The sequence below is a fragment of the Streptomyces sp. NPDC093510 genome, from assembly GCF_040683555.1.
GTDB lineage: Bacteria > Actinomycetota > Actinomycetes > Streptomycetales > Streptomycetaceae > Streptomyces.
The window spans coordinates 160,995-182,537 of the sequence record NZ_JBFBEE010000004.1 but is presented as its reverse complement, the minus strand read 5'-3'; the positions used below and the strand labels follow the sequence as shown (position 1 = coordinate 182,537).

General features: G+C 70.9%; 16 protein-coding genes. 5 read left to right on the top strand and 11 right to left on the bottom strand.

The features are described 5' to 3' along the window. Positions 1-122: 122 nt before the first annotated feature. Complete coding sequence (locus tag AB0N81_RS07875) at positions 123-983, bottom strand: helix-turn-helix transcriptional regulator (protein ID WP_365356639.1); 861 nt, start codon at positions 981-983, stop codon at positions 123-125. A gap of 87 nt (positions 984-1,070) precedes the next feature. Between AB0N81_RS07875 and AB0N81_RS07870 the strand changes: the two genes are divergently transcribed. After that, a complete protein-coding gene (locus AB0N81_RS07870) occupies positions 1,071-1,937 on the top strand; it encodes a glucose 1-dehydrogenase (RefSeq protein WP_365356637.1) in 867 nt (288 codons plus the stop codon). A gap of 6 nt (positions 1,938-1,943) precedes the next feature. On the opposite strand, the gene AB0N81_RS07865 is transcribed toward AB0N81_RS07870, so the two are convergent. After that, the gene (locus AB0N81_RS07865) at positions 1,944-2,636 is read right to left on the bottom strand and encodes an SIMPL domain-containing protein (RefSeq protein ID WP_365356635.1); all 693 of its coding nucleotides are present in this window, start codon (positions 2,634-2,636) and stop codon (positions 1,944-1,946) included. A 129-nt stretch (positions 2,637-2,765) separates the two neighbouring features. Between AB0N81_RS07865 and AB0N81_RS07860 the strand changes: the two genes are divergently transcribed. Then, entirely contained in the window at positions 2,766-4,574 is a 1,809-nt protein-coding gene (locus AB0N81_RS07860; RefSeq protein WP_365356633.1) for a 5'-nucleotidase C-terminal domain-containing protein, read from the top strand. A 7-nt stretch (positions 4,575-4,581) separates the two neighbouring features. Here AB0N81_RS07860 and AB0N81_RS07855 read toward each other — a convergent pair whose 3' ends face one another. Beyond that, positions 4,582-5,772, bottom strand: coding sequence for a GDSL-type esterase/lipase family protein (locus AB0N81_RS07855; protein WP_365356631.1), 1,191 nt, complete (start codon positions 5,770-5,772; stop codon positions 4,582-4,584). A gap of 104 nt (positions 5,773-5,876) precedes the next feature. On the opposite strand from AB0N81_RS07855, the gene AB0N81_RS07850 reads away from it, so the two are divergent. Beyond that, positions 5,877-6,269 carry a hypothetical protein gene (locus AB0N81_RS07850; RefSeq protein ID WP_365356630.1) on the top strand — a complete coding sequence of 131 codons (393 nt, stop codon included), beginning with the start codon at positions 5,877-5,879 and terminating at the stop codon, positions 6,267-6,269. On the opposite strand, the gene AB0N81_RS07845 is transcribed toward AB0N81_RS07850, so the two are convergent. The 5 genes from AB0N81_RS07845 to AB0N81_RS07825 form a co-directional block, all read right to left on the bottom strand. Then, entirely contained in the window at positions 6,259-7,707 is a 1,449-nt protein-coding gene (locus AB0N81_RS07845; RefSeq protein ID WP_365356628.1) for a SidA/IucD/PvdA family monooxygenase, read from the bottom strand. The two genes, AB0N81_RS07850 and AB0N81_RS07845, sit on opposite strands and share 11 nt — an antisense overlap. Continuing rightward, positions 7,704-9,107 (bottom strand): aminotransferase class V-fold PLP-dependent enzyme, encoded by a 1,404-nt coding sequence (locus AB0N81_RS07840; protein ID WP_365356627.1) that lies wholly within the window; start codon positions 9,105-9,107, stop codon positions 7,704-7,706. The genes AB0N81_RS07845 and AB0N81_RS07840 overlap by 4 nt, the downstream gene beginning before the upstream one ends. Before the next feature lie 162 nt (positions 9,108-9,269). Further along, on the bottom strand, positions 9,270-11,861 hold the full coding sequence (gene pepN / locus AB0N81_RS07835) for an aminopeptidase N (RefSeq protein WP_365356626.1): 2,592 nt from the start codon (positions 11,859-11,861) through the stop codon (positions 9,270-9,272). A 72-nt stretch (positions 11,862-11,933) separates the two neighbouring features. Then, entirely contained in the window at positions 11,934-12,299 is a 366-nt protein-coding gene (locus tag AB0N81_RS07830; RefSeq protein ID WP_365356624.1) for a chorismate mutase, read from the bottom strand. 11 nt (positions 12,300-12,310) lie between these two features. Beyond that, positions 12,311-13,219, bottom strand: coding sequence for an AraC family transcriptional regulator (locus AB0N81_RS07825; RefSeq protein WP_365356623.1), 909 nt, complete (start codon positions 13,217-13,219; stop codon positions 12,311-12,313). A gap of 128 nt (positions 13,220-13,347) precedes the next feature. On the opposite strand from AB0N81_RS07825, the gene AB0N81_RS07820 reads away from it, so the two are divergent. Further along, positions 13,348-15,093: a beta-galactosidase family protein gene (locus AB0N81_RS07820; protein ID WP_365356621.1), complete on the top strand. Its 1,746-nt coding sequence runs from the start codon at positions 13,348-13,350 to the stop codon at positions 15,091-15,093. Here AB0N81_RS07820 and AB0N81_RS07815 read toward each other — a convergent pair. Then, complete coding sequence (locus tag AB0N81_RS07815; protein ID WP_365356620.1) at positions 15,080-18,217, bottom strand: endo-alpha-N-acetylgalactosaminidase family protein; 3,138 nt, start codon at positions 18,215-18,217, stop codon at positions 15,080-15,082. The two genes, AB0N81_RS07820 and AB0N81_RS07815, sit on opposite strands and share 14 nt — an antisense overlap. Positions 18,218-18,465: 248 nt before the next feature. Further along, positions 18,466-19,263 (bottom strand): serine protease, encoded by a 798-nt coding sequence (locus AB0N81_RS07810; protein ID WP_365356619.1) that lies wholly within the window; start codon positions 19,261-19,263, stop codon positions 18,466-18,468. Between the two features lie 214 nt (positions 19,264-19,477). Here AB0N81_RS07810 and AB0N81_RS07805 point away from each other — a divergent pair, with 214 nt between their 5' ends. Continuing rightward, positions 19,478-20,371 (top strand): hypothetical protein, encoded by an 894-nt coding sequence (locus tag AB0N81_RS07805; protein ID WP_365356618.1) that lies wholly within the window; start codon positions 19,478-19,480, stop codon positions 20,369-20,371. A gap of 53 nt (positions 20,372-20,424) precedes the next feature. On the opposite strand, the gene AB0N81_RS07800 is transcribed toward AB0N81_RS07805, so the two are convergent. After that, positions 20,425-21,333: a pentapeptide repeat-containing protein gene (locus AB0N81_RS07800; protein ID WP_365356617.1), complete on the bottom strand. Its 909-nt coding sequence runs from the start codon at positions 21,331-21,333 to the stop codon at positions 20,425-20,427. Positions 21,334-21,543: the final 210 nt, after the last annotated feature.

Below are 21,543 nucleotides of genomic sequence, written 5' to 3'. Positions count from 1 at the left end.
ACGGGTAACAGAGTGTGACCATTGGGTTCACGAGGGCCCCTGCGACGAGGTCTACGCCACTGATCGACCGCACAGTGACCCAACTCACATTTGGCGCCCGGCGGGCGGGGCTGGGCGGTGCCTCAGCCGGGCACGTCCATGCGCTGCGTGCCGACGACCGACAGCAGGCGCAGCGCGTTCTCCGACGGCGAGCCGGGGGCGGCGGTGTAGATGACGACGCGCTGGTCCCGGTCGGTGATGTCCAGGACGTCGCACCTGACGGCGACCGTGCCGACGAGAGGGTGCTCGAAGGTTTTGCACAGGGTGGGCCGGTCGGTCACGTCGTGGGCGGCCCACAGCTGTGCGAACTCCTCGCTGCCGGTGAGGAGTTCCTCGACCAGGCCGTTCACTTCCGGGTCGTGGGGGTAGCGGGCCGCGGCCGCGCGCAGGTGCTGGGCGGAGGTGCGGGCGAACTCCTCGGCGTCCGAGACGCCGTACAGCCGCCGGCCGTGCCGGTACGGGGTGAGGAAGGTGCGCCGGATGAGGTTGCGCTCGCGCGGGGGCAGGGCGGAGAAGTCCTCCATGAGGGCGGCGGCCAGGGGGTTCCAGGCGATGACCTCGTACGTCGCCGAGAGGACGACCGCCGCGGCTTCCGGCAGCCGGTGCAGCAGGTCGACGATGCTCTGCCGCACCTCCCGGGAGGGTCCTGGCGGCGGGGCGGGGGGCAGTCCGGCCAGCTGGTGGAGGTGGTCGCGCTCGACGTCGGACAGGCGCAGGGCGCGGACGAGTTGGGCCAGTACCTCGCGGGAGGGGTGTGGGGCGCGGGCCTGTTCCAGGCGGGCGTAGTACTCGGGCGAGATGAAGGCGAGCTGTGCCACCTCCTCGCGGCGCAGGCCGGGGGTGCGGCGGCGCGTCCCGGCGGGCAGTCCCACGTCGGCAGGGGTTATCCGTGCGCGTCTGCTGCGCAGGAAGTCGCCCAGCTCTTCTCGTACTCGTCGGTCCACGTGTCCAGTGTGTACCGGCGTCGTGGTGCTCAGCCAGGCACTGCTGGTGCCTGGCTGAGCTGGGCGGACGGGCGCAGGCTCGTCGGCATGAACAACACCACGGACAACAGCACGAACGACACCACGAGTGACACCACGAGCGACGCCACGAACGTCAGCACCGTGACCAGCACACCGGCCTCGTCCGCCGCGGCCTCGGGGCTGCTCGCCGGGAAGGTCGCCTTCATCACCGGGGCCGGTCGCGGCATCGGCGCCGCCGCGGCGCGGCTCTTCGCCGCGGAGGGTGCCAAGGTGCTCCTCGCGGCACGCTCGGAGGACCAGCTCAAGGCGGTGGCCGAGGAGATCCGGGCGGCGGGCGGTGTCGCGGACCACGCGGTGTGCGACCTCGCCGACCCGGCGAGCGTGCGCGGCGCGGTCGACCGTGCCGTGGAGTTGTACGGGCGGCTCGACGTCGCCTTCAACAACGGTGCGACGGGTCAGCCGCCCGGTCCGCTGGACGCGTTGTCGGAGGCTGATTTCGACCACGTCTACGCCGTCAATCTGAAGGGGGCGTGGGTGGCCATGTCCGCGGAGATCGCGGCGATCCGGGCGACGGCGGGGCGTGGGGCCGTGGTCAACACGTCCAGTGTCGGCGCGCTGACGGCCAATCCTCAGCTGCCCGCGTACGGGGCGTTGAAGCGGGCGTTGAACAGTCTGACGGCGTCGGCGGCGGCCACGTACGGCCCGGAGGGGATTCGGGTGAACGCCGTCGCGCCCGGCACCACGCTCACCGAGTTGCTGTTCGAGTGGGACGAGCGGTCTCCGGGCACCGTCGACGCGCTCAACGCGCGGACGCCGCTGGGTCGTGCCGCCGAGCCGCGGGAGATCGCCGAGGCCGCCGCGTGGCTGCTGAGCGACCGTGCCTCCTATGTCACCGGTGCGGTGCTGCGGGTCGACGGCGGCATGCTGGCCTGAGGCCGTTCAGGTCAGCTGTGGCGGGACGAGGGTGAAGCGGGCGTTGACCTGCGCGTAGACGTGCTGGCGTTGGGGTTCGAGGTCGAGGGGGGCTGCTTCCGTCGTGAGGTCGGGGGCGCCTCCGTAGGCGGCGGCTGAGCGCATGCCGCCGGCGGGGTTGCCGTAGCCGTACGCGGGGGTGTGGTCGGCGCCGATGTCGGCGAGTTCGAGGAGGCTCGCGAGGCCGGTGCCGAGTGCTTCGGCGTATTCGCGGGCGCGTTGCACGGCTTCGCGGACGGCTTCCTGGCGGGCGTGGCGGTGGGTGGGTGAGTCGGGGCGCAGAGCCCACCAGGGGCCTTCGACGTGGGTGAGGTCGAGGTCGGCGAGGCGGGTGGTGAGTTCGCCGAGGGCGGTGAAGTCGGTGAGTTCGGCGGTGGTGTGGACGCGGCCGTGGTAGGCGCGGACGCGTTCGCCGCGGCCGTGTCTGGTGAGTTCGGGGCTGATGGAGAAGGAGCCGGTCTCCAGTTTGTCGACGGCTTCGCCGTAGGTCTTGATGAGGTCGAGGACGGTGGTGTTGCGTCGGGTGAGGTCGCCCAGGGCGTCGCGGCGGTCGGTGCCGCGGGCGCTGACAGTGATGCCGATGCGGGCGATCTCGGGGTCGACTTCGAGGTGTGCTTCGCCGCGGACGGCAAGGCGGGGTGCGTCGGGGGTCGCGTCCATGTGGTCACTCTCGCATCGTGTGGACGTACCGGACAGTCATCGGATCGAAACCTGCGGGGTCTGTTGCGGGTGTGGTGGACGGGGTCAGAATCTACGCGCGTTAACCATGGTCGATCGAGGAGTACGAATATGCCGCTGAACCGCAGGAAGTTCCTGGGTACGTCCGCTGCCACCGGTGTGGGTGTGGCTGTCACGGGTGCGGCTGTCGCGCCGTCCGTCGCCTCCGCCGAGGTGTCCGGGAAGTCCGTGCGGCGTGAGCGGCGCTACTCGTTCACAGTGCTGGGCACGACCGACCTGCACGGCAATGTCTTCAACTGGGACTACTTCACGGACAAGGAGTTCGACGACAAGGACCACAACGACGTGGGTCTGGCGAAGATCTCCACGCTGGTGAACCGGGTCCGTGAGGAGAAGGGCCGAGGGAACACGCTTCTGATCGACGCGGGCGACACGATCCAAGGCACGCAGCTGTCGTACTACTACGCCAAGGTCGATCCCATCACGGCGAAGCACGGTCCGGTGCATCCGATGGCGCAGGCGATGAACGCGATCGGGTACGACGCGGCGGCGCTGGGCAATCACGAGTTCAACTACGGCATACCGGTGCTGCGCAAGTTCGAGGAGCAGTGCGACTTTCCGCTGCTGGGGGCGAACGCGCTGGACGCGAGGACGCAGAAGCCCGCTTTCCCGCCGTACTTCATGAAGCGTCTGCGTACACCGCACGGCCGGGACGTGAGGGTGGCGGTGCTCGGTCTGACGAACCCGGGGATCGCGATCTGGGACAAGGCGAACGTGCAGGGGAAGATGACGTTCCCGGGCCTCGAGGAGCAGGCGGCGAAGTGGGTGCCGAAGCTGCGGTCGATGGGTGCGGACGTGGTGATCGTGTCGGCGCACTCCGGTTCCAGCGGCACGTCCTCGTACGGTGACCAGTTGCCGTACGTGGAGAACGCGGCGGGTCTTGTGGCGGAGCAGGTGCCGGGGATCGACGCGATCCTGGTCGGGCACGCGCACACGGAGGTTCCCGAGTACTTCGTTCAGAACAAGAAGACCGGCAAGAAGGTCGTGTTGTCGGAGCCGTTGAAGTGGGGGCAGCGGCTGACGTTGTTCGACTTCGACCTGGTGTGGTCGAAGGGCCGCTGGACGGTCGAGAAGGTCGGGGCGAAGGTCCTGAACTCGAACACGGTGGCCGAGGACAAGAAGGTGACGCGGCTCCTCGCGGACGAGCACAGGAAGGTCGTCGCGTACGTCAACCAGGTGATCGGTACGTCGACGGCGGCGATGAGCACGGCCGAAGGCCCGGTCAAGGATGTCGCGATCATCGATCTGATCAACCAGGTGCAGAAGGAGACGGTTGCGCAGGCTCTGAAGGGCGGTGCGTACGCGGCGCTTCCGGTGCTGTCGCAGGCGTCGTGTTTCTCGCGGACGGCGCAGATCCCGGCGGGTGACGTGACGATCAGGGACGCGGCGGGCCTGTACCCGTTCGAGAACACCCTGGAGGCGCGGCTGATCACGGGTGCGCAGCTGAAGGAGTATCTGGAGTTCTCGGCGCGGTACTACGTGCGGACGCCCGCGGGTGGCCCGGTGGATTCGGCGAAGCTGACGAACGCCGATGGCATTCCGGACTACAACTACGACGCGGTGAGCGGTCTGACGTACGAGATCGACATCGCCGAGCCCGTCGGGTCGCGGATCGTGAAGCTCGCCTTCGGGGGCAAGGAGATCGATCCGAAGGCGGAGTTCGTGCTCGCGGTGAACAACTACCGTGCGAGTGGGGGCGGCAACTTCCCGCACATCGCGGGTGCCAAGCAGGTGTGGGCGAACTCGGAGGAGATCCGGAACACGATCATCGGCTGGGTGAAGGCGAAGGGGACGGTCGACCCGGGCCAGTTCGCGTCGGTCGACTGGAAGCTGACCCGGGGCGGTACGCCCGTGTTCTAGGGCTTCATCAGGCGTTCTGGAGTCCCAGGCTCGTGAGGTCGACGGTGTCGGCGAGGGCCTGGGCTCCGGCGTCGTTGACGTGGAGGCCGTCGCCGCTGTCGTGGTCGTCGCGGATCCGGTCGGGGTCGGCGGGGTCCGCGACGGCGGCGGCGAAGTCGGCGTAGGAGTCGAAGGGGCTGTCGGTGCCGCGGACCCAGTCGTTGACCTCGCGGGCGACGGCGATGCCTTCGGGGGTGGCGTAGCCCTCGAAGATCGTGTCTTTGTAGGGGCCGACGGTGGTGACGGTCGCGGTGAGGCCCGCGGCGTGGATGCGGTCGGCGAGTGCGGTGAGGCCCGCGATGAGGTCGGTGGCGGTGGGGACGGGTGCGGGGTCGGGGTAGGCCTCCTGGCCGGGGATGCCGAGGTCGTTGAGGCCGAAGTGGATCAGTACGTGGGTGACGCCGGGGACGTCGAGGGCGTCGCGGTCCAGGCGGGCGAGGGCGCGTTCGCCGATCTCGTCGGTGAGGAGGCGGTTGGCGGACAGGCCCTGGTTGACGACCCAGCCGGTGCTTCCTGCGGCGCGCAGGCGGTGGTTGAGCAGGTCGGGGAAGCGCCGGTCGGTGTCGGGGGTGGTGCCGGTGCCTTCGAACCAGGAGTCTCCGAAGGCGACGGCGATGCGGGTGCCCGCGGGGGCGAGGACGTCGGCGCCGGTGATGAAGTGGCGGGTGGCGAGTTCTTCCAGGCCTTCGGTGCCGTCGAGGGTGGGTGCGGTGAGGGCGTTGCGGGGTACGGCGTAGCCGGTTCGCAGGGGGACGGCGGAGTAGGTGGAGAGGCCGGTGTCGTCGGGGAGCCAGAGGGTGACGGCGAGTTCGTCGCCGGCGGCGACGGTTCGTTCGACGGGGTCGCTGACGGCTTCCTCGCCGACGGGGATGGTGAAGTCCTCGGCGCCGGCGAAGCGGAGCGGGGTGTCGCTGCCGGCTTCGATGCCGCTTCCTTCGGTGCGTCTGGCGAGGCGGGCGCCGCCGATGTGGAGGGGCTCTTTGCCGTAGCGGTTGCTGAGGCGGATCCGCAGGGCGGTGCCGCCGCCGTCGAGGCGGATGATCTGGCGGAGGGTGTGTCCGGCGAAGCCGCGGAGTTCGAAGAGGTCGATGGTCTCGTGGGGGCTGACGACGGCGGAGCGGAAGGCTGCGGTCCAGGCGGCGGTGGAGTCTGTGGTCATGGTCGTACGAACCGGCGCGCGGGGACGGGTATTTCGGTTGTCGGCCCTTTTCACAGGGGAATATTCGCGGGTGTTGTGGCGCTTGGGGGCGGACAATTCCATGCATGAATGAGGAACTTGCTGTGGCGCTGGACCCGGTGCTCCGTGATCTGAGGGCGACGTGCGCGGTGCGTCTCGTCGTCCGGGAGGAGTGGCACGACCAGATCGGGGAGCTGGCCATGCTGTACGCGCCGGACGGTTCGGGTGCCGGGCTCGTCGTGCGTTTCGGTTCGAGTGCGGCCGAGCGGACGGCGGATTTCGCGGACCAGGCGCAGGACTGGGCGGTCGAGGCGTTGTGTGCGGAGTCGCGGCCGGCGGTGTGGCCGGAGTGTCCCGAGCACCCCGACTCGCATCCGTTGGAGGCCGGGGTGGTGAAGGGTGCCGCCGTGTGGTCGTGTCCGAGGTCGCGGCGGGTGGCTGCGCCGGTCGGGGGGCTCGGCGGGCCTGTCAGCTCTTGAGGCGTACGAGGTGGGAGCGCTGTTCGCCGATGTGGCCGGTGGTGCCGGTGTGCTGTTCGGGGCTCTGGAGTCCGAAGCTGGTGAACGCGGTGCGGCCGGGCAACGGGTAGGGGGTCTTGCCGGTGAGGGTGTTGAGGATGGTGGCGCTGCGCCAGGCGGCGAGGCCGAGGTCGGGGGCGCCGACGCCGTGGGTGTGGCGTTCGGCGTTCTGTACGTAGACGTTGCTGCCGGTGGCGGTGATGGACGGGTCGAGGACGAGGCGGTAGTTCTCGTCGATGCGGGGGCGGGCGGAGGAGTCCTTGCGGATGTAGGGGTCGAGGCCGGCGAGGAGTTGGTCGAGGGGGCGTTCGCGGTAGCCGGTGGCGAGGACGACGGCGTCGGTGGTGAGGCGGGAGCGGGTGCCTTGTTGCAGGTGTTCGAGGTGGAGTTCTACGCGGGTGGTGGCGACGCGTCCCGCGGTGCGTACGGAGACGCCGGGGGTGAGGACGGCGTCGGGCCAGCCGCCGTGGAGGGTGCGTCGGTAGAGCTCGTCGTGGATGGCGGCGATGGTGTCGGCGTCGATGCCTTTGTGGAGCTGCCACTGGTGGGGAACGAGGCCGTCGCGTACGGCTTCGGGCAGGGCGTGGAAGTAGCGGGTGTAGTCGGGGGTGAAGTGTTCGAGGCCGAGCTTGGAGTACTCCATGGGGGCGAAGGCTTCGGTGCGGGCGAGCCAGTGGATCTTCTCGTGTCCGGTGGGGCGGGCGCGGAGCAGGTCGAGGAAGATCTCGGCGCCGGACTGGCCTGATCCGATGACGGTGATGTGTTCGGCGGTGAGCAGTTGTTCGCGGTGGTCGAGGTAGTCGGCGGAGTGGATGACGGGGACGGTGGGGGCGTCGGCGAGGGGTTTGAGGGGTTCGGGGATGTGGGGGGCGGTGCCGATGCCGAGGGCGATGTTCTTGGTGTAGGTGCGGCCGAGGGCTTCGGCTTCGCCGTCGGTGTCGAGTTGGGTGTAGTCGACTTCGAAGAGGTCGCGTTCGGGGTTCCAGCGGACGGCGTCGATCTGGTGGCCGAAGTGGAGTGTGGGGAGGTTTTCGCTGACCCAGCGGCAGTAGGCGTCGTATTCGGCGCGTTGGATGTGGAAGCGCTCGGCGAAGTAGAAGGGGAAGAGGCGTTCGCGGGTTCTGAGGTAGTTGAGGAAGGTCCAGGGGCTGGTGGGGTCGGCGAGGGTCACGAGGTCGGCGAGGAAGGGGACTTGGAGGGTGGCGCCGTCGATGAGGAGTCCGGGGTGCCAGTGGAATGCGGGGTGTTGTTCGTAGAAGACGGTGTCGAGTTCGCCGAGGGGGTGGGCGAGGGCAGCGAGGGAGAGGTTGAACGGGCCGATGCCGATGCCGACCAGGTCGCGGGGGTCTTCGGGGGTGGTGAGGGGGCGGGGGCCGGGGTGGTCGGGGGTGCCGGTCATCGGGGGGTGGTTCCTTCCACGAGCTTGAGGAGGGCGGTGAGGTCTTCGGGCCGGGTGTGCGGGTTGAGGAGGGTGGCTTTGAGCCAGCGGCGGCCGTCGAGGTCGGCGCGGCCGAGTACGGCGGTGCCTTCGGTGAGCAGTCGCCTTCGTACGTGGGCGATGTGGTCGTCGGTGGCGTCGGTGGGGCGGAAGAGGACGGTGCTGATGGCGGGGGTGTCGTAGAGCTCGAAGGCGGGGTGCGCGGCGACGAGTTCGGCGAACTGGCTCGCCTGGTCGCAGACTTGGTCGACGAGTGCGCCGAGTCCGGTGCGGCCGAGGGCTCTGAGGGTGACGGCGATCTTGAGCACGTCGGGGCGTCGGGTGGTGCGCAGGGAGCGGCCGAGGAGGTCGGGGAGGCCGGCGTCGGTGTCGTCGTCGGCGTTGAGGTAGTCGGCGCGGTGGTCGAGGGCTTGGAGGTCGTGCGGGTCGCGGACGGCGAGGAGCCCTGCGGCAGCGGGTTGCCAGCCGAGTTTGTGCAGGTCGAGGGTGACGGTGTCGGCGCGGTGGAGGCCGTGGAGCCGGCCTTTGCGGGTGTCGCTGAAGAGGAGGCCTCCGCCGTACGCGGCGTCGATGTGGAGGCGGGCGCCGTGGGTGGCGCAGATGTCGGCGATCTCGTCGAGGGGGTCGATGAGGCCGGCGTCGGTGGTGCCCGCGGTGGCGGCGACGAGGCAGGTGCCGGGTGGGCCGCCGAGTGCCGTGAGGGCTTCGTCGAGTGCCGTGGGGTCGAGGGTGCCGGTGGGGGTGGGCACGGTGACGGGTTCGGGCAGGCCGAGGAGCCAGGCGGCGCGGGCGAGTGAGTGGTGGGCGTTCTCGCCGGTGACAAGGCGTGGGGGGACGTGAGTGGTGGGGGCTTCGCGGGCGAGGAGGAGGGCGAGCTGGTTGGCTTCGGTGCCGCCGGTGGTGATGAGGGCGTCGCCGTCGTCGTGGATCTCGGCGGCGAGTGCGCGGGTGACGAGTGCTTCGAGTGCGGTCGCGGCGGGTGCCTGGTCCCAGGAGTCCATGGAGGGGTTGAGGGCGGACGCGGCGAGGTCGGCGGCTGCGGCGACGGCGAGGGGCGGGCAGTGGAGGTGGGCGGCGCAGAGGGGGTCGGCGGGGTCGGCGGCGCCTTCGGTGAGGGTGCGGACGAGGGTGCGCAGGGCCGTTTCGGGGTCGGTGCCGTGCTCGGGGAGGACGGGTTCGGCGGCGGCGCGGACGCGGTCGGTGACTGCTTGGGGGCCGCCTGCGGGGAGGGGGCCGCCGCGGGCGGTGGCTCCTTCGCGGAGCGCGTCGAGTGCGGCGGCGAGCAACGGCCGCAGGGCGTCGGGGCCTTGGGCACCTCCGGCGAGGGGTGGTGGGGTGCGCGAAGTGCGGGGGGTGCTCATGAGGGGGTGCCCTTCGGGTGCGCGCGTACAGGGGCACCAGCCTGTACGGCGCGCGGACGGCGCGTCCGAATGTTTCGGCGATCCGAACCCGAAAGTGGTACTGCCGTGCGGAGAAAACGTGTGGGGCGACTCCTGGTGCTAGGGCCTGTCCGTCGGTGTACGTCAGTCGTTCTGGGCGCTCCGGCGGACGCTAAGTGCCCGGGCCAGGTCGTCGAGTTGGTCGGCGAGCTTGCGGCGCAGGGCCGGGGTGGGTTCCGCGTCGCGCAGGCAGCGTTCGCCGAGCCGGAGTGTCTCGGCGTCCACGAAGGGGGTGGGGAAGGCGTGCCGTCCCGCGGCTTCGGCCATGGCGGGGCCGCGGCGCGCTGCGAGGGCGACGGCGTCTTCGTAGTAGCGGGGGATGTACTCCCGTACGAGGTCGGCCTGTTCGGGTTGCCAGAAGCCCTGGGCGGTGGCGGTGAAGAGGTAGTTGGACAGTTCGTCGGAGCCGAACATGGCGTCCCAGGCGGCTCGTTTGGCGGCGGCGTCGGGGAGCGCGGCCCGGCAGCGGGCGGCGCCTTCCTGTCCGGTGGCGCTGGGGTCCCGTTCCAGTTCGGCGGCGATGGCGTCCTCGTCGGTGGCGTCGAGGACGGCGAGCCTGGCGAGGACGCGCCAGCGCAGTTCGGGGTCGAGTTCGGGTCCGCCGGGCACGGTGCCTTCGCTCAGCCAGGCCTGGAGGGGTGCCGCCTGGGTGGCGACGTCGATGCAGCCGCGGACCGCGGTGAGGCGTAGGCCGGGGTGGGAGCCGTCCTCGGTGCGGCGGATCAGGTCGCGGCAGAGTTCGCCGAGGAGGGCGAGGGCGGCGGGCCGCTGCTCGGGGGTGGCGTAGCGGTCGGCGATGTGGATGGCGAAGGTGAGGACGCCCTGGACGAGGGCGAGGTCGCTCTCCTCGGGGAGGTGGGTGCGGGCGGCCTCGAGGTAGGTGGTGCCGTCGAGCTCGCCGTCGCGGACCAGGTCGCGCAGGCTGTTCCACAGGACGGCGCGGGTGAGGGCGTCGGGGATGCCGGACAGGCCGCGCAGGGCGGTTTCCTGGGAGTGGTCGTCGAGGCGGATCTTGGCGTAGGTGAGGTCCTGGTCGTTGGGGACGATCAGGGCGGGGCGGCCGCCGTCGCGTGGGGTGTCGGGTCCGGTGGCCGGGACGTCCGTCTCGAAGCGTTCGCGCAGGACGAAGCCGCGGCCGCCGGAGAGGTCACGGTCGTAGACGCCGACGGCGATGCGGTGCGGGCGTCCGCGCTCCTGGCCGTGCCCGCTTCCTTGGCCGTGCCCGCTCCCCTGGCCGTGTCCGCTTCCCCGGCCGTGTCCGTCGCTGTCGATGGTGAGGGTCCATTCGCGTCCGGCGTGGGTGACCTTCGAGGTGAGGGTGTCGACGCCGGTGGTGCGCAGCCAGGCCTCGGCCCAGGCGTGGACGTCACGGTCGGTGGCGTGGGCGAGGGAGTCGATGAAGTCGGCGAGGGTGGCGTTGCCGAACTTGTGGCGCGCGAAGTGGGTGTTGATGCCGGCGAGGAAGTCCTTCTCGCCGAGCCAGGCGACGAGCTGGCGCAGGGCGCTCGCTCCCTTGGCGTAGGAGATGCCGTCGAAGTTGAGCATCGCGGACGCGGTGTCGGGCACGGCGTCGGGGTCGGGGGCGACGGGGTGGGTGGAGGGGCGCTGGTCGGCGTCGTATCCCCAGGACTTGCGGGCGACGCCGAAGTCGGTCCAGGGACTCGTGAAGCCGGTGGCTTCGGCGGTGGTCTGGAAGCCCATGTACTCGGCGAAGGACTCGTTGAGCCAGATGTCGTCCCACCACCTGAGGGTGACGAGGTCGCCGAACCACATGTGGGCCATCTCGTGGGCGATGACCATGGCGCGGGTCTGCCGCTCGGTGTCGGTGACGGCGGAGCGGTAGATGAACTCGTCGCGGAAGGTGACGAGGCCGGGGTTCTCCATCGCGCCCGCGTTGAACTCGGGGACGAACGCCTGGTCGTAGGAGTCGAAGGGGTAGGGCTCGTCGAACTTCTCGTGGTAGCGGTCGTAGCAGGCGCGGGTGATGTCGAGGATCTCGTCGGCGTCGGCGTCCATGGCGGGGCCGAGCGAGCGCCGGCAGTGGATGCCGAAGGGCAGTCCGCGGTGTTCGGTGCGGACGGAGTGCCAGGGGCCCGCGGCGACGGCGACGAGGTAGGTGGAGATGAGCGGGGTGGCCGCCGCCCGCCACTTCCCGGCACCGAGGTGCTCGGTGACGCCGTTGGCGAGGACGGTCCAGCTTTCGGGGGCGGTGACGGTCAGCTCGAAGACGGCCTTCAGGTCGGGCTGGTCGAAGGCGGCGAAGACGCGCTGCACGTCTTCCATGAAGAGCTGGGTGTAGGTGTACGTCTCGCCGTCGGTGGGGTCGGTGAAGCGGTGCATGCCCTCGCCGGTGCGGGAGTAGCGCATCGCGGCGTCGACGCGGAGTTCGTGCTCGCCGGCGGTGAGGCCGTCGAGCGCGAGGCGGTTGCCGGTCAGGCCCGCCGGGGCGGTGAGGTCGATGGGCTGCCCGTCGAGGGTGACGGAGCGCAGCTCGGCAGGCTTGAGCTCGACGAAGGTGGCGCCTTCGGTGCGGGCGCTGAACCGGATGACGGTCCGGGAGTCGAAGGTGTCGCGGGCGGGGTCGGCCGCCCGGGTCAGATCGAGCTCGACCGTGTACCGGTGTACGTCGATGAGCTGGGCACGGGTCTGCGCTTCGTCGCGCGTCAGTACGGGCATGGGCCCATGCTGCCCGATGGCACCGGCCGGGGTGTAGGTCTGCCCTGGCGGTGCCGCTGCCGGGGGCCTTCGTCAGGAGGATTTGGCGATGGTCTCGTGGTGCCTGATCACTTCGGCGATGATGAAGTTGAGCAGCTTCTCGGCGAAGGCCGGATCGAGCTTGGCGCTTTCGGCGAGCTCGCGCAGGCGGGCGATCTGGCGGGACTCGCGGGAGGGGTCGGCGGGCGGCAGGTGGTGCTGGGCCTTGAGGTGGCCGACCTGCTGGGTGCACTTGAAGCGCTCGGCGAGCATGTGGACGACGGCGGCGTCGATGTTGTCGATGCTGTCGCGCAGCCGGGACAGCTCGGCGCGGACGGTCTCGTCCGTGGCCGCGGGGGCGCCGTTCGTGCTGTTCGTGCTGTTCGTGCTGTTGTCGTCACTGGTGTGGCTGGTGGTCATGGGCCACGAGCCTACGTTGCCGCCGCGGGCCCCCCACCGGCGGAAGAGCGCAAAGTGGGTGGGTGGTCGGGGTCGGGTATCCGGTGCGACCAGCCGCCGGGAACAGCCCTTCCCTGCTGGTCGCGGAAGCGGACGGGGGCCATGCCGACGCGGCGGGTGAAAAGGCGTGAAAAGTACGCCGGGTCGTCGTAGCCGACACGTCGGGCGACGGCGGCGACGGGCAGCTCGGTGGCGGCGAGGAGTTCTTTGGCGCGGCCCAGGCGGATGCCCAGGAGGTAGTCCTTGGGGCTGCATCCGGCCCCGCGCCGGACTGCGGTGCGCAGTTCGGCGGGGGTCATGCCGTGCCGGGCCGCGTGTTCGGCGACGGACAGGGGCTGGAAGGCGTCGCGGGCCAGGGACTGGAGGACGGGGTCGCCGTCGGGGGCGATGTCGGCGCGGGCACGGCGCAGGGCGACGAGGAGTTCGTGGACGGCGGCGCCGGTCTCCACTTCCAGGAGGGGGTTGCCGCGCCGGGCCGCGCGGGCGATGCGGGCGACGACGCCGCGGGCTCCCGCCGCGTCGGAGAGCGGTACGACGGGGCGGGTGGTTTCGATGTAGCCGAGTTCGGTGTACGTCGCGGTGGCGGGCCCTGTGAAGTCGACGAAGCACTCGTCCCAGCCGGTGTCGGGGTCGGGTCCGTAGTGGTGGCGTACGCCGGGGGTGAGCCAGATCAGGGCGGGTGCGACGACGGTGGTGCGGCGTCCGTCGGGGCCGCGGAACCAGCCGCCGCCGGAGCTGATGACGACGGCGACGTGGTGGTCGAGGGTGCGGGGGCCCACGGTGGGCAGGAGGCCGTGCTGCAGGCCGACGCCGAGGCAGACGAGGCCGAGTTTGTGGTGGGCCGGGCTCGGGGTGAAATACCGCATCCACGTGTGGTACATCCGTTTCCGCCCCTTTCGTCCGTCCGCTGGTCCGCTCCTTGCGTCCAACCGGGATCGATCTTTGTCCATGGACCCCGCCCCCCGCCAGAGGTGATCGTGGGCGAGCGGTACGTGAGCGAGAGGACACGATGGACGGGTTCAGGGTCGGCGAGGACGATTTCGAGCTGGACGGGCGGCCGGTGCGGCTGCTGTCCGGCGCGCTGCACTACTTCCGGGTGCACGAGGCGCAATGGGGTCACCGGCTCGCGATGCTGCGGGCGATGGGGCTCAACTGCGTGGAGACGTACGTCCCGTGGAACCTGCACGAGCCGCGTCCTGGCACGTACCGGGACGTCGAGGCGCTCGGCCGGTTCCTGGACGCGGTGCACGAGGCGGGCCTGTGGGCGATCGTGCGGCCCGGCCCGTACATCTGCGCCGAGTGGGAGAACGGCGGTCTGCCGCACTGGCTGACGGGTGCGGTGGGGGCACGCGTGCGGACGCGCGACGAGGAGTACCTGGGACATGTGAACCGCTGGTTCCGCCGGCTCCTGCCGCAGGTCGTGGCACGCCAGCGGCACCGGGGCGGTCCGGTGCTCATGGTGCAGGTCGAGAACGAGTACGGCAGCTACGGCTCGGACCGGGTGTATCTGCGCCGGCTGGCGGATCTGCTGCTCGCGGAGGGGGTCGAGGTGCCGTTGTTCACCTCGGACGGCCCCGAGGACCACATGCTGACCGGCGGCTCGGTCCCGGGTGTCCTCGCGACGGCCAACTTCGGTTCGGGTGCGCGCGGCGCGTTCGCGAAGCTCCGCGCGCACCGCCCCGGGGGCCCGCTGATGTGTATGGAGTTCTGGTGCGGCTGGTTCGACCACTGGGGTGCGGAACATGTCGTACGGGACGCCGACGACGCGGCGGCGGCGCTGCGCGAGATCCTGGAGTGCGGTGCGTCGGTGAACCTCTACATGGCGCACGGCGGCACGAACTTCGCGGGCTGGGCGGGCGCCAACCGGGGCGGCGGTTCGCTGCACGACGGGGAGCTGCAGCCGGACGTCACGTCGTACGACTACGACGCGCCCGTCGACGAGTTCGGCCGTGCCACGCCGAAGTTCTGGGCGTTCAGAGAGGTCCTCGCCGCGTACGCGTCCGCTCCCCTGCCCGAGCCACCCCCGCCGCCGCCGTCGCTGGGCGCGCCCGCGTCGGCGCCCCTCCCCCACTGGTCCTCCCTGGACGCGGTCCTGGACGCCCTGGGCTCGCCGGAGTCGGAGCACGCGGTCCCGCCCACGTTCGAGGACCTGGACGTGGACCGCGGCCTGGTCCGCTACACGGTGACGGTGCCGGGCCCGCGCAAGCCTTATCCGCTGAGCGTGCGGGGCCTGCGGGACCGGGCGGTGGTGTACGTCGACGGGGAGCGGGCGGGCGTCCTCACGGAGGGCACCCCGACCCTGCTCGCCCCGGTCGCCGGGCCCGCGCGCGTGGAGCTGTGGGTGGAGTCGCTGGGGCGGGTCAACTACGGCCCGCGGACGGGTGAGCCCAAGGGCATCACCGGCGGCGTCCTGCACGAGCGGCAGTACCTGCACGGGGTGCGGGCGCGGGCACTGCGGCTCGACGCGTTCGACGTGCCGTCGGCGGTACGGGAGGTCCCCGCGGCCGCCTCCGGAGAGGGCCGCCCCGGCCTGTACCAGGGCATCGTCGACATCGACTCCCCCGGTGACGCCGCCCTGTCCCTGCCCGGCTGGACGCGCGGCTTCGTGTGGGTGAACGGCTTCAACCTGGGCCGCTACTGGTCGGCGGGCCCGCAGACGTCGTTGTACGTGCCGGGGCCGGTGCTGCGGGCGGGGGCGAACGAGGTGTGGGTGCTGGAGCTTGAGGCGGGCGGGGAGCGGGTCACGCTGGTGTGAGGACCTCGCTGACCTCGAACGCGTCGAGTACGAACTCCGCCTTGCCGTCGTCGCCGGTCTTGCGCAGGCCGACCCAGGGTTCGCCCTCGGCGGGGGCGGTGAACTCGTAGGTGAGCGTGGTGGGTTCGGTGGCAGGGGGGAGGTTCTTGCGGTCGAGTTCGCGGGGTGCCGGGGTGTCGACCGCGGTGATCCAGGCGTACTGGTCGGCCTTCTCGTTCTCGTAGCGGAAGGAGACGCGGTACCGCTTGCCCGGGGTGAAGCGGACGGTGTGGGGGACCGTGCGGTAGACGAGGCCGGTGTTCTCGCCGCGTGACTTCAGGGAGTTGGTGCCGTCGATGACGTCGTCGATCACCTTGCCGTTCCAGCCGCGCTGGGTGTACGGGGCGTGGCGCTGGGCGATGTGGGTGCGCGGGTCGGTGACGTCACCCGCGTCGCCCTTCACGAAGGGGCCCCAGCCCTGCGGGACGTGTTCGAAGTCCTCGTGGGCGAGGGTGGCGCGGGGGCGCTTCGCGGGGCGTCGGGTCGCGACGATCCGTACGTTGTCGAAGCGCACGCGTGCCTGTCCGGCCTCGGCGCGCAGGGTCAGTTCGGCCGTGCCACCGCCCTCGGGGACGGTGAAGTACGTGAACATGCGCTGGAAGCGGGTGCCGTGCTTGCGGTCGGCGGCCACGTAGTTGCCCGCGGTGGACGTCTGCGTGAAGTTGGCCGCGGTGATGCCGTCGGCGGTGCGCACCTCCAGGGACGCCTTACGCCGCTCCCCCGGCTTCTCGCCGACCTCGACCTGCACGGACGCCACATACGTGCCGGCCTTCAGGCGGGCGAGGCGCTGTCCGACGGAGGCCGCGGCGCCCGCGCCGATGACCAGTTCGTGGTCGCCGAGGGGGCTGAGCCGCACGGACGCGGGGCCGGTGACCTTCCACCCCTTCAGGGAGCCGGAGTGGAAGCCCGGGTCGTGCAGCGGGGTGCCCTGGCCCCACTTCGGGTCGGGGAGGGACGCGGCGCGTTCGCGGTAGAGGACGTAGGGCTGCTTCGGGTCGGCCTCGAGGGTGACTTTTCCGCCCGCTACGGAGACGTACGACTCGAAGACGCGGCCTTGGTCGGTGAGGCGGTAGAGGGCCACTCTGGAGCGGCGTGCCCACGTGCGCGGGAGCTGCCAGCTGCTCGTGCCGCCCGCCGGGTTGTAGTGGTACAGCTTGGCGGGGTCGTGTGCCTTGCGGGGCTCCCAGGGCAGGAGGTAGCGGCCGTCTTCGTAGACGACGTTTCCGTCCGTGGTGATGCGCCGCTTGCCGGAGGAGTCGGAGACCGTCGTCGCCGCTTTGGACCGGGTGTCTGCGAAGAAGGTGATCTCGTGCTCGCCCCAGGTCTTGATGGGGTGGGCCTGGAGGTATTTGGCGGGCAGTGAGTGGGTCCAGATGAGGTCGTAGAAGGCGTGCCAGTCGGTCTTGCCGACCCAGCCCTCGAAGTTGCCCATGCGGGCGATGCCTAGGAGGGTGGGCCACTTGTCGGCGAAGACGTCCTTCTGATGGTTGCGGATGAAGCGGATGAGGCGGGAGTTGATGCCGCGTGAGGTGTCGCCTCCGTAGTCGGGCTCGGTGGCCCAGTGCGACCAGATCGCGGACCGTTCGAAGCCGTGGCCCCACTCCGTGGTGATCGTCCAGCCCTGTTCGCGCAAGGCGCGCTGGAGGCGGTCGGAGGTCCAGCCGGACTCGCGGAACACGTCGATGTAGAGGGCGCCCAGCCCGTTGTCGGTCTGGGCGCGCAGGTCGGCGAAGCGCTTGATGATGTCTCCGGAGACCAGGTCGCGGCGCTGGTCGATGCGGTAGCTCTGGTCGAGCCAGTCCCACTGCTCGTTGCTCTTGTCGACGAGCTTCTCGGAGAAGGCGTTGGCGACGGGGTAGGACTCGGTGGCGTTGACGTGCACGCTGAAGTCGCTGTTCCACTTCTTGCCCTCGCGGACCAGGGTGTTGAGGTCGTCGAGGCCGCCCGCGCGGGTGTTGTAGTTGTCCGCGTAGTCGGGGTGGGCGGAGTCGTGGCCCTCGGACTGGTAGCCCTTGAGGAGCGTGTACTGGCGCAGGCCGTCGGTCGCCAGGTGGATGCGCTTGACGTTGTCGAGCGTGGCGAGGAACGGGTTGGTGGCCTGTGAGGCGAAGTTGAAGGGGATGTGCGGGACGACCCGCAGGTGCTGCTCGTCGGCGCCGAGGGGGGTCACCATGATGTCGCGGAAGGCGATCGCGGCGTCCTGCCAGTCGACCTTGCCGTCGCCGTTGCGGTCACCGGTGATGACGACGGTGGCGTACGGGAGGGGTTCGGTGGCGTCGACGGGTGCGGTCGCGGCGCGGTGCGTCCACTGTCCCGGCGCCAACCGGGCCTCTACGTAGTCGGCGTTTTCGGTGGGTCGTACCGTCTCGCGCCACAGGCGGCCGTTCTCCCATGTCGTGCCCGCCTCGGAGGTGGGCTTGTCGTAGACGGTGTTCGTCTCGACGGCGCCGCCGAGCCGGTCGTGCGCGACGACGGCGTAGGCGCAGCCGGTGGGCCGCTCGGCAGGTGTGTCGGCTGTGGGGCGGACGAGGGTGTCGCCGCTCTTGGCCTTGTCGAGCTGCACCTTGGCGGCGAGGAGGGTGGCACCGGGCTGGTCGCTGCGTACGGAGAGCAGGGTGAGGCCGGGGATGCGCAGGGTGCCGACCCGCAGCGCGGCCGTGTCGGCGATCTTTGTGACGCGCCAGTGGACCTGGTGGCCCTCGACGGCGATCTCGACGTCGATCCGGGTGCCGCCGTCGAAGGACAGCACGTACGCGGCGCGGCTGCGGCCCGTCGTGACGGTGACCTTCGGGGTGTGCTCGGTCTCGTCGATCAGGACGGTGGTGACGGCGTCCGTACGGCCGTGCAGGACGGCGCCGCTCGCGCGGTCGGTGTACGAGACGACGCGCGGGAAGCCGGTGGCGACGCGCACGTCAAGGCCGGCGGAGCGCAGGACCGCCTCGGCGGCCGGGCGCTTTCCGGTGCCGGGTGCGGCGGGCGCGGCGAAGGCGCTGCCGCCCGCTCCGAGGGCGGCGCCCACCCCGGCGATCGCGCCCGTCGCGACCACGGCTCTGCGGCTCGGTCCTGACGTGTCTGACGGCAGCATGGGCACCCCTCCATGGGACGGACATGGGATGGACGGTGGGACGGAACGGTGGGACGGAATTCGTGCCGCTCACGATGCGCCGGGCGGGACGAACGCGCCCATGGACAAAGGAGGGGCAGGTGTTGGACTAACCGGCGGAGGGTGCCGTCCCGGTGCCGTCCCGGTGCCGTCCCTGTGCCGTCCCATGACGAAGCGGGGTGCCCGCGACCGCAGGCACCCCGCCGGACGTCACGGCGTCAGCTCCGACCTCAGAGCTCCGACGCCGCCTTCTCTATGTCTCCCGCGAAGGTCGACACCTCGGTGTAGACGCCGGGGTACTTCGGCTGCGCGCAGCCGTTGCCCCAGCTGACGATGCCGACCTGGATGTACTCGCCGGCCTCGTCCTTGCGGAACATGGGGCCGCCGGAGTCGCCCTGGCAGGTGTCCGTGCCGCCCACGTTCAGCTTGCCGGCGCAGAGTTCCTCGCCGGGCGTGAGGTCGCCGCCGTACGCGGCCTCGCAGTCGGCGTCGCTGACGAACGGGACCTTCGCCTTGAGGAGGTGGCGCTGCTGGTCGCCACCCTCCTTGTCGGCACCCCAGCCGGCGATGTCGAACTCGCCCTCGTTGTACTTGGTGTCCTTGGCGATCTTCAGCGTGGGCTGGTCGATCGGCTTCTCGAGCTTGATGAGGGCCCAGTCCTTGCCCTTGCCGTTGTAGCCGGGGGCCTGGAGGACCTTGGTGGACTTCACCTTGATCGCGTCGGGGCTCTCCAGGTCCACGACGCCGCCGACGGCGGTGATGCCGGTGTTGTCGCCGGAGCCGTCCACACAGTGGGCGGCGGTCAGGACGATGTCCTTGGCGTACAGCGCACCGCCGCAGCCCATCGAGAGACGGACCATGAACGGGAACTCGCCCTGCTCGGCGGGGGTGCCGCCGACAACGCGCTCTCCCGGCTCCGGGCCCGGGTGGGGAGCCGCCTGAGCGGCCACGGGCTGAAGGCTGACGGTGGCCAGAGCGATCGCGCCGAGGGTGGCGGCTCTCTTCACTCCACGCAGCTTGGTCTTCAACTGACTTCCCTTCGTGGGGGGTTCGTGGGGGTGGCGCTTCTGGCTGGCATGAGCCCGCCAAAGCGTTGCCCCGGATTATGGAGATCGGTGTCCGCTCAGGACAAGGGGCGGTTTCCGGCCACGGCGCGTCGCGCCGACCCCCCTCCGGGACGCCGACGCCCGTACAGTGGAGGGCAGTTGTGGGGTCCGGTGGGTGACGTCAGGAGGTGCGGACGTGACGGTCGGCGGCGGTCCAGTCGTGCACGGCTACCCCCACCTTGAGACCGTGCGCGCCGCCCTCACCGCCCTCTACAAACGCCTCTCGTACGACACCGTGCACACCTTCGAGACCAGCGTCGCCCCCGCCGACGTGGCTTTCAGCGACCAGGACGACCTGTACCTCGGCGTGCAGCGGGTGGCCCGCGAGATGGTGCGGCACCTGCGCCTCCCGGACGCGCGGATGATCGTCGGCTTCCGCGAGATGGAGCACGCCGCATACGTCGAACTCGCCGCGGGCCCCGAGTACTTCATCGAGCTGAACGACCGCTTCCGCACCCACCGCAGGGACATCGGCGCGGCCCTCGCGCACGAGGTCATGCACGTGTATCTGCACCGGCTCGACCTGTCGTTCCCCGGCACCCGCGACAACGAGATCCTGACCGATACCGCGACCACCTACCTGGGCGCGGGCTGGCTGCTGCTGGACGCCTACCGCGAGGACGGCGCCTCCTCGCAGAAACTCGGCTACCTCACACCGGAGGAGTTCGGATACGTCCTGGCCAAGCGGGCGCTGGCCTTCGGCGAGGCCCCGGAGACGTGGTTCACCAGTGCGCAGGCGTACACGGCGTACACGAAGGGGCTCGCCCAGGCCCGCCGCGACGAGCAGCAGCCGCCGCTGACGGCCGCGGGGTGGGCGGGGCGGCGACGGTACGCGAAGGACCGGCGGTACGCGCAGGACCACGGCGGGGCGGTCGAGGCGGGCGGGCCCTACTCCTTCTCCCTGGACGCCGGGGCACTCCGGGTGACGTTCCCCTGCCCCACCTGCCACCAGCGGATACGGGTGCCGGTGCGGGGGCGCGTACGGGTGCGGTGCACGCTGTGCCGGACGGTGTCGGAGTGCGATACGTAGCGGTACGTGGGTTACGTAGCGGTACGTAGGGTGCGTGGCGGGCTGCCGCCCGGTCAGGCCCCCGACCAGTGCCCGGGGCGGTGCAGGGAGTCCGAAAGCTTCGTGCTGTCGTCGCCCCTGGCCGCGTTGACCTGCGACTGGGTGAGGAAGAGCGCGCCGGTCAGGTCGGCGCCGCGCAGGTCCGTGTCACGGAAGTCCGCGCCGATCAGGTCGGCGGCCCGCAGGTCCGCGTCGCGCAGGTCGGCGCCGATGAGGTACGACCCGCGCAGGTCGGCGCCCTTCAGGTCGGCGCCGCGGAGCCGCGCGCCGATGAGGTCGGCGCCCCTGCGGTCCTTCTTCGCACCGCCCTTGCCGCCGCCCTTGCCCCGCTTGCCGCCCTTGCCTTTCCCGCCCCCCTGGCCGAGGTGCTCGGCGCGGACGAGTTCGCTGGTGCGCAGGAGGAGCAGGTTGACGTTTTGGCGGTGGCCGGCCACGTCCGTCCCGACGACGGCGTCAGGAGTGCCCGTGGCCAGCCGCTCCGTCTCGGCGAGCGCGCGCTCCAGGTCGGCGGCGATCGGCGCGGCCTGCGGGAACGTCAGCGCCTCCGTCAGGTACCAGAGCAGCTCGTGGAGCTGCCGCATGACGGGGAAGACCTCGAACATCTGACGCGCGGTGGCCGGATCCCGACGCCAGTCGCGGCCCTCGAAGGTGCCCTGCGAGACGCGCTGCCCCGCCCCGAAGCAGTCGTACACCGTGCAGCCCCGGTACCCCTTGTCCCGGAGGTCGCGGTGGATGCCGCAGCGGAAGTCCGTTCGGAGGTTGGTGCACGGCTTGCCCGCGTCCTTGTTCACCGGAAAGTCCGAGGACGCGGAGAAGGTGAGCGCCACACAGCACAGCCCGGAACAACTGCCACAGTCGGCGCGCAGCGCGGCACGGTCGTCTTCGAGCAGAGGCAGGGCGACGGGGTCGCGCTCCAAGGACATCGAGCGGGCTCCTTTGGACCGGGTGGCGCGGGCGGTGCAGGTGGCGCAGGTGGTGCCGGTGCGCGTGACGCAGGTGATGCGGTGGCGCAGATGGTGCCGACGCGAGTGGTACCGGTGATGCGGTGGTGCAGATGGTGTCGGTGCGAGTGGTGCCGGTGAGGCGGTGGCGCAGGTGGTGCCGGTGCGAGTGGTGCCGGTGAGGCGGCGGCG

Coding starts and splice junctions, on each gene's coding strand:
- AB0N81_RS07870 (WP_365356637.1), top strand. CDS start 1,071: ATGAACAACACCACGGACAACAGCACGAACGACACCACGAGTGACACC.
- AB0N81_RS07865 (WP_365356635.1), bottom strand. CDS start 2,636: ATGGACGCGACCCCCGACGCACCCCGCCTTGCCGTCCGCGGCGAAGCA.
- AB0N81_RS07860 (WP_365356633.1), top strand. CDS start 2,766: ATGCCGCTGAACCGCAGGAAGTTCCTGGGTACGTCCGCTGCCACCGGT.
- AB0N81_RS07855 (WP_365356631.1), bottom strand. CDS start 5,772: ATGACCACAGACTCCACCGCCGCCTGGACCGCAGCCTTCCGCTCCGCC.
- AB0N81_RS07850 (WP_365356630.1), top strand. CDS start 5,877: ATGAATGAGGAACTTGCTGTGGCGCTGGACCCGGTGCTCCGTGATCTG.
- AB0N81_RS07845 (WP_365356628.1), bottom strand. CDS start 7,707: ATGACCGGCACCCCCGACCACCCCGGCCCCCGCCCCCTCACCACCCCC.
- AB0N81_RS07840 (WP_365356627.1), bottom strand. CDS start 9,107: ATGAGCACCCCCCGCACTTCGCGCACCCCACCACCCCTCGCCGGAGGT.
- pepN (WP_365356626.1), bottom strand. CDS start 11,861: ATGCCCGTACTGACGCGCGACGAAGCGCAGACCCGTGCCCAGCTCATC.
- AB0N81_RS07830 (WP_365356624.1), bottom strand. CDS start 12,299: ATGACCACCAGCCACACCAGTGACGACAACAGCACGAACAGCACGAAC.
- AB0N81_RS07825 (WP_365356623.1), bottom strand. CDS start 13,219: ATGTACCACACGTGGATGCGGTATTTCACCCCGAGCCCGGCCCACCAC.
- AB0N81_RS07820 (WP_365356621.1), top strand. CDS start 13,348: ATGGACGGGTTCAGGGTCGGCGAGGACGATTTCGAGCTGGACGGGCGG.
- AB0N81_RS07815 (WP_365356620.1), bottom strand. CDS start 18,217: ATGCTGCCGTCAGACACGTCAGGACCGAGCCGCAGAGCCGTGGTCGCG.
- AB0N81_RS07800 (WP_365356617.1), bottom strand. CDS start 21,333: ATGTCCTTGGAGCGCGACCCCGTCGCCCTGCCTCTGCTCGAAGACGAC.